Source organism: Belliella kenyensis (assembly GCF_022549675.1).
Lineage (GTDB): Bacteria > Bacteroidota > Bacteroidia > Cytophagales > Cyclobacteriaceae > Belliella > Belliella kenyensis.
The window spans coordinates 149,070-161,868 of record NZ_JAKZGR010000002.1; the positions used below are offsets into that span (position 1 = coordinate 149,070).

10 protein-coding genes are annotated in these 12,799 nt (G+C 38.2%); 3 read left to right on the plus strand and 7 right to left on the minus strand.

Features of this window, described 5'->3' with window-relative positions:
• Positions 1-101: 101 nt before the first annotated feature.
• The 6 genes from MM214_RS02260 to MM214_RS02285 form a co-directional block, all read right to left on the minus strand.
• A complete protein-coding gene (locus tag MM214_RS02260; protein ID WP_241291525.1) occupies positions 102-1,349 on the minus strand; it encodes a murein hydrolase activator EnvC family protein in 1,248 nt (415 codons plus the stop codon).
• A gap of 3 nt (positions 1,350-1,352) precedes the next feature.
• A complete protein-coding gene (locus tag MM214_RS02265) occupies positions 1,353-2,090 on the minus strand; it encodes a DUF4292 domain-containing protein (protein WP_241291528.1) in 738 nt (245 codons plus the stop codon).
• A complete protein-coding gene (locus MM214_RS02270; RefSeq protein ID WP_241291530.1) occupies positions 2,083-3,813 on the minus strand; it encodes a tetratricopeptide repeat protein in 1,731 nt (576 codons plus the stop codon). The genes MM214_RS02265 and MM214_RS02270 overlap by 8 nt, the downstream gene beginning before the upstream one ends.
• Positions 3,814-3,980: 167 nt before the next feature.
• Positions 3,981-4,415: a dUTP diphosphatase gene (gene dut / locus MM214_RS02275; protein ID WP_241291533.1), complete on the minus strand. Its 435-nt coding sequence runs from the start codon at positions 4,413-4,415 to the stop codon at positions 3,981-3,983.
• Positions 4,416-4,457: 42 nt separating this feature from the next.
• Positions 4,458-5,975, minus strand: a complete 1,518-nt coding sequence (locus MM214_RS02280) for a lipopolysaccharide biosynthesis protein (protein WP_241291535.1) — start codon at positions 5,973-5,975, stop codon at positions 4,458-4,460.
• A 21-nt stretch (positions 5,976-5,996) separates the two neighbouring features.
• Entirely contained in the window at positions 5,997-6,782 is a 786-nt protein-coding gene (locus tag MM214_RS02285; RefSeq protein ID WP_241291537.1) for an enoyl-CoA hydratase/isomerase family protein, read from the minus strand.
• Between the two features lie 225 nt (positions 6,783-7,007).
• Here MM214_RS02285 and MM214_RS02290 point away from each other — a divergent pair, with 225 nt between their 5' ends.
• Entirely contained in the window at positions 7,008-8,462 is a 1,455-nt protein-coding gene (locus MM214_RS02290) for an NADP-dependent isocitrate dehydrogenase (protein ID WP_241291539.1), read from the plus strand.
• Positions 8,463-8,525: 63 nt separating this feature from the next.
• Here MM214_RS02290 and MM214_RS02295 read toward each other — a convergent pair whose 3' ends face one another.
• Complete coding sequence (locus MM214_RS02295; RefSeq protein WP_241291541.1) at positions 8,526-9,539, minus strand: glycoside hydrolase family 43 protein; 1,014 nt, start codon at positions 9,537-9,539, stop codon at positions 8,526-8,528.
• A gap of 170 nt (positions 9,540-9,709) precedes the next feature.
• Between MM214_RS02295 and MM214_RS02300 the strand changes: the two genes are divergently transcribed.
• Entirely contained in the window at positions 9,710-10,345 is a 636-nt protein-coding gene (locus MM214_RS02300) for a hypothetical protein (protein WP_241291543.1), read from the plus strand.
• A 15-nt stretch (positions 10,346-10,360) separates the two neighbouring features.
• Positions 10,361-12,799, plus strand: coding sequence for a heavy metal translocating P-type ATPase (locus MM214_RS02305; protein WP_241291545.1), 2,439 nt, complete (start codon positions 10,361-10,363; stop codon positions 12,797-12,799).

Consider the following 12,799-nt stretch of genomic DNA (forward strand, 5'->3'; position numbering starts at 1 on the left):
GATTTTGAATTTAATACAAAGATATAAGAGTACTAGGCTATCACAAAGGATTTACTGTACTGATATTCTTGTTTTTTTGTAAATATACGAATTATTAATTTCTATCTCCTCATTAGCCATGTGGAGGGGTCAAGAGGTTGTAGACCTTTCCATGTTTCGAAGTGTACTTCGGCAATGCCTTCTTTGTTTGTATACACTTGTCCTATGATTTGTTTTGCTTTTACTTTCTCACCAGCTTTCACATTGATTACCTTGAGTTTGCTATACATGGTATAGTATTCCCCATGCTTGATCAAAATGGTACCTCCATAACCTGGTACAGTAGCCACTTTGGTCACTTCTCCATCGAATACCGTTCTTACGTTTGAGTTTGGATTGGTTTGAATATCTACACCATCGTTGTCTTCTACTATTCCTTTGAGAGTAGGGTGGGGATGAGTCCCAAACCTTTTTGACACAAAACCTGACTCAACAGGCCAAGGAAGTTTGCCTTTATTGCCTGCAAATGAGCTAGAGAGAGCAGCTGCTTCTGGTGTCAGTGGGATCGCACTACCTGATGATTTTGTTGCTGTTGAATTTGCTTTTTTAGCTTCTGCTTCTGCCCTGCGAATTTCTTCTTCGATGGCTCTTTTGATCAAATTGTTGAGGTTTTCCTGTTGCTTTCTTGCTTCGGCTATTTTTTTTCTGAGGTCAACTTCTTGTTTTTCTAAGTTAGTGACAATTTTTTGTTGGTCTGTCCTAGCAGCAGATAGTTGTTTTCTTTGTTCTTCTTCTTTATTGATTACTTGTTGCTTCTCTATTTTTTTATCTTCTAGCTTTACCCTCTGATTGGCAAGCTCAGCAGTCACTTTTTCAATTTGTTCTACTTGTTTTTTTCGGGCATCCGTATATTGTTTGAGATATTTGATTCTCATGTAGAACTGTTTGAAAGTGCTAGAGCTGAAGATAAACGATGTCATCGTCAATCCTTGATTGAGTTTTGAAGAGGTGTAGACCATTTTGGAATATTCTTCTTTCAGATTCTTTAAATCATTTTCTAAAGATTTGATTCTAACTTCAGTTTCTGCTATTTCTCGATTGATCAAAGATATTTCACTACTCAATGTTCGAATGTATGTGACTCTAGTTTCCAGTTGTTTGGAGACCACATTGAGTTGACCTAATGATACCCTTTTGGATTCTGCTGTTTGCTTAAGTATTTTGTCAAATTCCAGCAGTCTTTTTTGCACCAAATCCTTTTCTTTTTCCAATTGAGCTCTGCTTTTTGCTGTCTGTGCATGTAGATCCATGCCAGGAGAGAGCATCATGCCTAGTGAGATTGTCAACAAAAAATAGAATTTACTTTTCATAGTCTAAAATTGGAAAGGAAAACTTAGTGGCTCATCTGTAGTCTCAATGCGAGACATTTCTATATGAATGAGAGAGTTTTGCATTTCTCCTTCCATATTAAAAGATATTTTGATTAGTGATTTACTTGGGAAAGGCTGGCCATTGACTTCCTCAAAAATTGGGAAACTTGCTAATAATGCCCCTGAATCGTTGAGCGTATTACTACTGAGTTCCTCTACCTTTCCTATTGTTGTACTGACTTTTGAATGATAACGTACGCCATCTCTGACTTGTGTGAGTTCAAATGCCTTTCCAATCCTAATCAATCGATCTCTATAGCTGAATTCTTCTGGAATGTTAGCGTAGATAAGATTTTGGAAAAGATCCAATGAGAGTTTGAGACCGAATCTATCTTCGAATTCTGTGAAGCTCATGTTGATGTCTTGTCCATTTATTCTGTCTTTGATTCGGATATTGTCTTCTGTGACAATGCCTCTCAAAGCTTCTATTCCTAATCCTGGTGTAATGCTAAACCAAATGACACTGTCTTTTTTAGCTCTCATGCTCATCGTGCCTCGGGTAGTCTTTCCATTGGGCTCTTCGATAACGATTCTAGCTCTTGCGCTGAGGTAATTAAAATCAAAGTATGCGGGTGTAAACTCCTGCATTACTTCATCGGAAGTATATAGATTGGGTTTTTTAGCACAACTGCTCAAAAGGATGATTGCGAGCATGAAAATGCTCAAAAATATTCTAGTCATAATATTTCTGATCCTTTATTTTTCTATTTAAAAGGTCTGTAGTTTCATCTCCGCCTTCTGCTTTTTTCCAATAGGCGATAGCTTCGTTTTTATTGCCAAGGTGGTACAGTATATCACCGTAATGTTCTAGCATGATTGCACTAGGAGTCTCTTGATTTTCTAGTGCCAATTCCATGTATTTTTTTGCATTTTCATAATCTTGCATTTGGAAAAGAACCCATGCATGAGTGTCAAGGTAAGTAGCGTTTTTAGGAAATCTTTTGACAAGCTTTTCAGACATGCTTTTAGCTTTTTCTAGGTTCTTTTTTGAAAGAGAAAGATAGTATGCGTAGTTGTTAAGTACATGCTCATCATTTGGATTGTCGGCCAAGACTTTTTCATACTTCTCAAATGCTTTTTCTTCTTTGCCTAAATTATGGTAAACATCTCCAAGCTGCCCATTGACTAGCATGGTGAGTTGTTTGTTTTTGTTTTCGTTGATTTCGAGTGACTTAAGTAGTGATTCTTCAGCTTCTTCATTTTTTTTAAGAGCCGACTTAGCCGTACCATCAAAAAACCAAAATTCAGCTCTTTCTGGGAACTCATCAACTGCCATGCTGGTGTATTTTTCGATTTCAGTAAAATCTCCAGCTGTTTCGAACATGATTGTAATTACCCCTTGAAATACTTGGGGATTTTCCGGCTTGATTGCGATGGCTCTTTTATAGTACTCAAGAGCTTCTGCCTTATGTCCATTGAATAATTTTCTATCCCCTATGACAGTCTGGACACTTCCGTCATTTGCATTGGATTCAAGCATCAAAGCCTCTAGTTGATCTAGTAGACTATCCCTTCGTTCAGTTTTGATCTCTTGAAGTATCTCCGCAAATGACTGAGCTTTGATCATTCCGTCGAGGTCTGGATTAGCATAAGCATTCAAAATCAACTCTTCAGCGGTTTCTAAGTTGCCAAGGTCTTTGTGGAGCGCATAGGCTGCCATCTGAAGCTCTGGTTGATTTGGATAAGTTTTTAAAGAATTATTGATGGTTTCTAATGCTTCATTGGTCTTCCCATTATTGAAGTAGATTTCCACCAAACTCAATACGTATTGAGAGTTGCCGGGATGAGCTTCGATCAGTTTTTGACCTTCTTCAATTGCTTTGGCTAAGTTGTTTTTTCTCAGATATATTCTTTGTTTTTGAGCAGTCAATGGTTCAGCAACACCATAAAACTCTTCGGCCTTGTCCAAAGCTTCAAGTGCTTTATCGTTTTCACCTGCATTTAGATATAGTGATGCTAAGTCCAAGATATAATTCTGATTCTCTTCTGATGTGCTCATTAGATTCTCAATGATTGCAGCAGCTTTTAAAGGTTGCCTTTGCTTGGTATATACTTCAGCCATCATCAAGTTGTAATATTTGTTTTCTGGATCTGCTTCGACAGCCTTCATTCCGTATTCCAAAGCTGACTCTACTTTATTTGCCTTAAGATAAACCTCAGCAAGTTTGAAGTTTATTGCGGGTTCTTCTGGGGAGAGTTCTCTTGCTTTTTGGAAATAAAAATAAGCTTTATCATAATCTTCAAGCATGAGGTGCTTTTGACCCTCGATGAATAGCCTACTTGTTTTTGTGTCGTTTACTTTACTTTTTCTATCTTTTCTTGATGATTTGCTTTGGCCGTATGTGCTAAAGCAAAGGAGGATGGCAAGAAGGCTTAGAATGTATGATTTGAAATTTGCTTTCACAGGTATGTTTTAAAATTTTCAATGAGAATCGTCCATTGTGCGACGGAGTTTGTCCTTTTTTGGATAGTCAATAACTGAATTTGAGTGCAAACTTGATGCCCTAAATTTAAATACTGATCTGGAGATAATTTATAACGGAAACTAGCGCATAATGGTGCATTTATACCTTAAGATTTCCCAGTACTTCCATATCCACCAGCGCCTCTTTCTGTATCTGATAAGCTTTCACTCGATTCCCAAATTATTTGTTCGTGTTTGGCTATTACCATTTGAGCGATTCTTTCTCCGTCTCCAATTGTAAAAGGATCTTGTGAAAGGTTCACTAAGAGTACCTTGATTTCTCCTCGGTAGTCTGCATCTATTGTTCCGGGACTATTGAGTACAGTCAGTCCATGCTTGAAGGCAAGGCCTGATCTGGGTCTGATTTGTGCTTCGAATCCAGCAGGAAGCTCTAGGTACAAACCAGTGCCCACAAGCCTTCTTTCCAAAGAACCCAAGGTGATCGGGGCTTCTAAATTTGCTCTCAAATCTAAGCCTGCCGAAAGGGGTGTTTGATACTCAGGAAGTGCGTGTTTGGATTGGTTGATTACTTTTACTTTCATGATGGGGTATACTTAAGAGACCTTTGAACTTGATCAAAATACTTACAATGGTATTCTATTTCTGAATAAGGTTTGAATTTCCTTTTTTTCAAATGCCAAAATTAGAATAACAAAAGGAATGACCATCAGGTTTTTGAGTAAAAATTGTAAAATTTGGTTTTCTGTTTCTAAAAAGAATCCTGCATAGCTCAAAGTAGATGCTAACAGGATGTATGTTAGACCTTTTAGAAGTTTGTATGGAATTGGGAAGTACCTTTGACCATAGAAATAGCAAAGTGCCGACATGATGAAGTAGCAAGAAATGGTGCTTAAGGCTGCGCCCATGTAGCCTATTTTCGGAACGAAAATAAAGATGACGATAACGGTTACGATAGCTCCAATCAGGGTGAAATAAAAACTGTATTTCGTTTGATCTGTGAGCTTGAACCAGATGCTTAAGTTAAAGTAAATCCCTAAAAACAAATACCCTAAAAGGAGGATCGGTACAATGTACATGACTTCCATGTATTCCTCTTCTACCAAGATGAACTTGCCCAAAATGTTAAGATTTACAGACACCATGATCATCAATAAGCTGCAAAATATAATGAATGCATGCATTACTTTGGCAAAAAGCAGGGGGCTGTTTTTATCTGTAGATTGATTGAAGAAAAAAGGCTCTGCTGCAAACTTGAAAGCTTGAATAATCAAACTCATGAATATGGCAAGCTTGAAATTGGCTCCGAAAATACCACCAGCCTCTCTAGGGGTCAATCCAGGGTAAAAATTCTCCGGGATGACGAATTCAAAAATTGACCTAGAGAAAACTTCGTTAGTTACCCCTGCCAAACCCATAAAGAATAGAGGGATGGCGTATTTCCACATGGGCTTGATATATTCCCATTCAATTTTGAAAGTGAAGAATCCACTTAGCATAAACAAAATTGGAATCATGACTGCGTTTGCAATAAGATTCGCTATAAGAATATATTCTATGCCCCAGTCAGGCTGATATAGGGCTCCTACGGTATTTTGAAGTCCTGTCAAATAGTCACCATTCCAAATATGGTATCCAACTGAAATCATCAGGATATTTAGACCCACATTTAATAAAATATTGCCTAGTTTTGAAAGCGCAAATTTCAAAGGCTTGTTCTCAACGCGCAATTTTGCATAAGGTATAGCAAGGACAGCATCAATAGCCAAAATAGCGGCCACCCATTTGAAAAGATATGCTTTCCCGGGGTAGTTTAGCCATATACTTAGTGCTTCTGAGCCAAAGAAAATACATGAACCGAGAATCAATGAGCTGACTAAGAGGAGAGACTGTATTTGTGCATATACTTTTTTCGGGTCTAGTCCTTTACCTGTGTAGAATCTAAAGAAGGTAGTTTCCATACCATATGTAAAGACTACATTGAAAAATGCGATAAATGCATATAAATTAGTAAATGACCCCAAGGCATCTTTGTCCAAATAGATGATATATAGGGGTAGAAGGAAAAAGTTTATCGTCCTTCCTAGAATACTACTAATACCATAGATGGCAGTTTGACCAGCAAGTTTTTTCAGTTGACTCATTGAAAAAAAGAAAAAGGGGAGTTATTCCCCTTTGAAAATTGGTTTTCTTTTTTCTAGAAATGCAGAAGTTCCTTCTTTATAATCTCCAGATTTCACACACCTTGCAAAGCTGTTGGCTTCTGTTTGGTATCCGTTTTCTTCTCTATTATATACAGAATTGACACAGTCCACGATCATTCCTATAGCCAATGGCGCTTTGGTCATGATTTTTTTGAGGATGTCCTCGGCTTGTGCTATAGCTTCCTCTTTGGTAGCTAAAATATGATTGACTAATCCTAGTCTTTTGGCTTCTTCAGCACCGATCATATCACCTGTCATCATCAATTCATTGGCTTTTCCTCTTCCGATGAGAAAGGTGAGTCGCTGCGTGCCTCCATAGCCAGGGATGATACCTAGGTTTACTTCAGGTTGGCCAAACTTCGCATTGGCTACTGCTACCCGCATATGACATGCCATCGCTAATTCGCAGCCACCTCCCAAAGCAAATCCATTGATTACAGCAATTACTGGCTTGTGGCAATTCTCTATCAGGCTAAAGACTTCCTGACCATTCTCTGCAAACTTTCTTGCATTTAGCTCATTAAGTTCTGCAATTTCGCTAATGTCTGCACCTGCAATAAAGGATTTTTCTCCTGATCCAGTGATGATGACACCTTTGATTTCTTTGTTGTCTACTACTTCATTAAAAATATTTCTGATTTCCTCAAGGGTATCAAAATTGAGCGCATTGAGTTTGGATTCTCTGTTAACTGTCAGATAGAGAATGCCTTCTTTTTCTTCAGAAAGTATGTTTTTAGTTTCAGCCATGTGTTTTGGTGAATGTTAGGGATCAAATATACAAGTAGGGATTTCAATCCCAAAAGAAATATGGGGAAATTACTCATTACATAAACTGGGTAAGGTTTTTGTGGTAAAAAAAAGTGCATTATTTATAACATGATATTGTGCTAATTTATAATAGGTTTAAGACTCGCCTTAAATCAATTTTGTTATTTTTGTCACAATTCGAATTTTCAACTTAATAAAATACATATGTCATCAAAAACAAAAATTACTGTCGCTTATGGGGATGGGATTGGACCAGAGATCATGGAAGCAACGCTCAAAATTCTAGAAGCCGCTGGAGCCCAACTGGAATATGATGTGATAGAGATTGGCGAACAAGTATATTTGAAAGGAATCAGTTCGGGAATGGAGCCTCAAGCTTTTGAGTCCTTGAAGGAGACCAAAGTATTTTTGAAGGCACCGATAACTACACCTCAGGGCGGAGGATTTAAAAGCCTTAATGTAACCACAAGAACTTCTTTTGGTCTTTTTGCAAATGTGAGACCTTGTAAGGCATATTCTCCATACATCAAAACGCATTATCCAGAGACAGATTTGGTAATCATCCGTGAGAATGAAGAAGATTTATATGCTGGAATTGAGCATAGACAGACCCAGGAAGTCGTTCAAAGTCTCAAACTAATATCTAAACCAGGATCTGAAAAGATCATCAGGTATGCATTTGAATATGCCCGTAAATATGGTAGAAAAAAAGTCACTTGTATGACAAAAGACAATATCATGAAATTAGCTGATGGTCTTTTTCACAAAACTTTCGATGCGGTCGCTAAGGAATATCCTGATATTCAAACGGATCACAAGATCATTGATATAGGTTCAGCACTGATTGCTGAGAGACCGCAAACCTTTGACGTGATTGTTACTTTGAACTTGTATGGTGATATTATATCTGATATTGCTGCACAAGTAACAGGATCTGTGGGTCTTGGTGGATCCGCTAATGTGGGCGAGGAAGTGGCTATGTTTGAAGCTATACATGGTTCTGCTCCAGATATTGCTGGTATGGATATGGCGAATCCTTCAGGGTTATTGAATGGCGCTATTTCTATGTTGGTTCACATTGGCCAACCAGCAGTAGCAGAGAAAGTAGCCAATGCATGGATGAGAACATTGGAAGATGGTATTCATACAGGAGATATTTACCAAGAAGGTAAATCTAAAGAAAAAGTGGGAACTCAAGCTTTTGCACAAGCTGTAATTGAGAGGCTAGGTCAGATGCCTAATAATATGAAGCCTGCTGTATTTGATAAATCTTCTACTGACCCGATCACCATCAAGCTATCTCCAGCAGTGAAGACTGAAAAAAAACTGATTGGGGTTGATGTCTTTGTAGATTGGGATGAAGAAGGTAGAGACCCTAATGCACTAGGTGATGCTTTGAGGAAAGCGGATGCTGATGGATTGGTGTTGCAGTTGATTACAAATAGAGGTATCAAAGTCTATCCAGGTGGCATGAAAGAGACATTCTGCACGGATCATTGGAGATGCAGGTTCCAAAAGGCCGATCAATCACCTGTGACACATTCTCAAATATTAGATTTGATGAATCAAGTGGCTGGATTAGGATTCGATTTCATCAAGTCTGAAAACTTATATTCATTTGATGGCGTAAGAGCTTATAGCTTGTCTCAAGGAGAATAGGCTTGAATTTTAATATAATGTAAAAAAAAGGAAGCGACTTTTCTAAAAGGCGCTTCCTTTTTTTTAGTCTTTAGTTTTTTGACCAAAGTCAGGAAAACCACTATTTGTCCATTTCACAACTCTAGCTCTAGTGGCTCGATTTGGATCTGAGAGTTCGTGTCCTATGATTTCCTTGTAATCTCTTGCGTGATAGATCATAATGACCGTTTCATTATCTTCAGCCAAAGTAAAAGAGTTGTGTCCAGGTCCATACCTGTCAAGATCTTCATTGGTGTAAAAGACTGGGCCTGGAGATTTGTTCCAGTTGGCAATATCCATGATATCTTTATCTTCATCTATCCACATCATACCTAGACAATAGTTTTCATTGGTCGCACTTGCAGAGTAGGTTACGAAGATTTTCCCATTTCTTTTGAGTACTGCTGGTCCTTCATTGACATTGTACTTCACCCTTTCCCAATCAAACTCAGGCTCTGTAAGCACCAATTCGGGCCCGGTGAGTGTGATGGGGTCTTTCATTTGGGACATAACCAAAGCTGTCCCATGATCACCACCTCGTACATTTTGAGCCCAGATGGTGTACAGTTTTCCATTATGTTCAAATACAGTGGCATCTAAAGAAAACGAATCTATCTTGGATATTACTTGACCTTCTTCCTTCCAGCCACTTTGCATAGGGTCTTTTGCATCAAGAGAAAGTGCCCACATCCTGATGTTCCAAATGTTTTCAGCTTCACCTGCTGCAAAATAGATGTACCATTTTCCGTCGATTCTGTGTAACTCTGGCGCCCAGATGTGATGTCCCATTTTTCCAGTGGGGTGCTTAGTCCATATTACTTTTTCTTCTGCTTGTTTTAGTCCATTTATAGTTTTTGCTTTTCGAAGTACGATCCTGTCGTACTCTGGTACGGTAGCAATCAAGTAGTAAGTGCCATCTGAATCCTTATAAACCCACGGATCCGCACGTTGTTCTGCGATTGGGTTTTGAAATTCAATTTCGGTGTTTTGAGCAATTGATGTTGCAATGGTGGCGATATTTATCAAAAGAGCCACTGTGATGCAGGTTAAATTTTTCATCGGGTTATATTATTCATTTGACTAAGTGAAAATTTAGCAGTATAAAATTAGTGTATTTTTGACATTTAAAAAACCATTTTTTATGATTTAAATCATGTTTGCTCCTTTTTCTTGTCAGTTAATTCCATTGTCCCCTCCGCTAGTTTTGTCATGTGATAAATGGAAAAAAGATGCAAGGTGATTCAAACAACATATCAAACTCAGCAATGCCCGAAGCGCTTATAACAAGGCATTTTTGTGGAAGTTTGCCAAAGGGTTTTTCTGAACATGTAAGGAGTTCAGCATCTGGGATCAATTGTGATCTGCATTCCTCAGCCACTTTGATGACGGCGCATCTGCCAGAGGTTCTAAATTGGCTTCATGGCATGGAGATTCCAAAAGACATGCTGTCTGTACCATGCCCTACTCCTGTGTTATTATATGATGAAGAGCTTTCTATGGATCATTTGCTCTTTCATTATGATGGAACTCCGTCTTCAGCTTCATTGATCCGGAATTTTATCATGCTTTTTGAAAAAAACATTAATTCCAGCAGAGCCACAATTATTTCACCATCATTTATACCAAAATCAAAGCAAAAGGAAGAACAAGATATCATCCAGTTGGTAGGTAGTGCTACTGCCGAGACGTCATTCATTAAGTTGAATTTTAATAGAATAGGAGACTTTTGGTCTTATGCCGTAAAACACGAATGTACGGTGCTAGTCACCACAAAAGCATATCAAGCGGATTTGGCCAAAGTCCTATTTCATTTTTACAAAGGAGGGATGTGGTATAGCAAACTTTCTTTCTACTTAGCATACTAAGACCTCAGCAGATTCATGTCAAGCAAAACCTTACATATCGCCAATCAGACTACTACTTGTTATCACTGTGGGGAACAATGTGTAGATGAAATTCTGTATGCTGAAGATAAACCATTCTGTTGCACTGGATGTAAGTTAGTATATGAAGTATTGAATGAAAACGACCTGTGTACTTACTATGAGATTGAAAATCAGCCAGGGAAACGTCAAAAGATTTCCACATCTGGGGATAATAGGTTTGATTACCTAGAAGATGAAGACGTTACGGCAAAGCTGTTGGATTTTAAGAATGATGAATTGTCCCATGTGACATTTAATATACCACTGATTCATTGTGCATCATGTATTTGGCTATTGGAGAATCTTCACAAGATAAATCCAGCTATACTTTCGGGTAGAGTGGACTTTATTCGGAAAAATGTACAGGTCAAATTCAATCATCAAGAAATTTCTTTGAGGGAAGTGGTAGTACTTTTGTCAAGTATTGGCTATGAACCTAGACTGAATCTGTCAGATGTTGAAGGTAAAAAGGGCAGGTCAACAGTTGACAGGAGATTAATTAAAAAGCTAGCAGTAGCAGGCTTCTGTTTTGGAAATATGATGTTATTCAGCCTTCCAGAGTACTTTTCAGAGGCCGAACTATTAGGGAATGGTTTCAAGAAAACCTTCAATTACCTCAATGTATTACTTTCCTTACCTGTATTTTTTTACGCTGCCACAGATTATTACAAATCAGCTTGGCTTTCTATCAAGGGTAGAAATGTCAACATGGATGTACCCATAGCAATAGGCATTGTCACACTCTTTTTATATAGTCTTTATGATATTTTTATGCTTCATCAGGAGGGGTATATGGATACTCTAGGTGGGTTGTTATTCTTTTTGCTGATAGGGAAACTTTATCAGCAAAAAACCTATGATACGCTCTCATTTGATCGTGATTACAAGTCATATTTTCCAGTTGCTGTTACAAAAGTAGTCAAAGATAGGGAAGAGGTAATACCTCTAGGTAAGCTTAAGGTTGGAGATTTGATAAAGGTAAGGCATGGAGAACTGATACCAGCCGATAGCATTTTGATCAGTGGGGATGGATATGTAGATTATAGCTTTGTCACAGGTGAAGAGGTACCAGTTGTCAAAGGTAAAGGATCATTGGTCTATGCTGGAGGGAGGCAAAAGGGACAATCATTGACTATGGCTGTTCAGAAGTCTCCTTCTCAAGGCTATCTTACAGGCTTGTGGGATACGGATTCATTTCAAAAGGAGAAAGATCATAGTCTCATTTCCTTAGCTACGAAAATTTCAGGGAAGTTCACTTTTACCGTATTACTTATAGCTGTTTTATCATTCGGATACTGGATGTCTCAAGGACAGCTTTCAATAGCAATATTGTCTTTCACATCAGTTTTGATCATCACATGCCCATGTGCTTTGGCTATGTCTACACCATTCACTTTGGGCAATACTTTACGGGTTTTTGGCCAAGGAAAATTTTACCTAAAAAATGCTCAAGTATTAGAAAAGATGGCTGAAGTAGATGCCATCATTTTTGATAAAACTGGCACTTTGACAGATCCAAATCAGGCAAAGGTTGACTATCAAGGCGAAGGTCTATCACTGGTATCAAAAGGTATACTAAAGGCTTTGGTGAGTGAGTCTACACATGCATTAAGCAACAGAATAAATGTATGGTTAGGTGAAGTGAAGAAAGCAAAACTTACAGATATAGAGGAATTTTTTGGTAAGGGGTTGCAAGGGAAGTATCATAATCAATTGATCAGGTTAGGTTCCGCTGAATTTGTGGGAGCTTATGCTGCTTGGCCATTGAATGAAGGAAATCGTGTGTATTTCTCAGTGGAAGGGGTGGTTTTAGGTTGTTTTTACATTCAGAGTGGCTTAAGATCAGGAGTAGAAAATGCAATGGATAAGGTAAAAATAGATAGATATATTCATTTACTCTCTGGAGATCAGGATCATGAGAGATTTCAATTGCAGAAGTTACTTGGTACTGATGTATCCATGAAATTCAATCAGAGCCCCACTGATAAGCTTAATTATATCAAGTCTATCAATCAGAAAGGCTTTACGACCATGATGGTAGGTGATGGGTTGAATGATGCTGGAGCGCTTCAAGAGAGTCATGTAGGAGTAGCAGTGACTGATAAAGTTACAAATTTCTCACCAGCTTCGGACGCTATCATTGATGCATCGGTTTTGGAAAAACTTGCTGATTTTTTGAGCTTTTCCAAATTGAGTAGAAAGATCATAAAAGCCAGCTTCATGCTGAGCTTTGCCTATAACATACTCGGGATATTCTTTGCAGTGCAGGGCTTGGTAAGTCCTGTGTTTTGTGCGATCCTGATGCCTATCAGTAGTATATCTGTAATCTTGTTCACTACCATTAGTACAAATTATATGGCATATAGACGAGGATTGAAAACTAAAATATTCTAG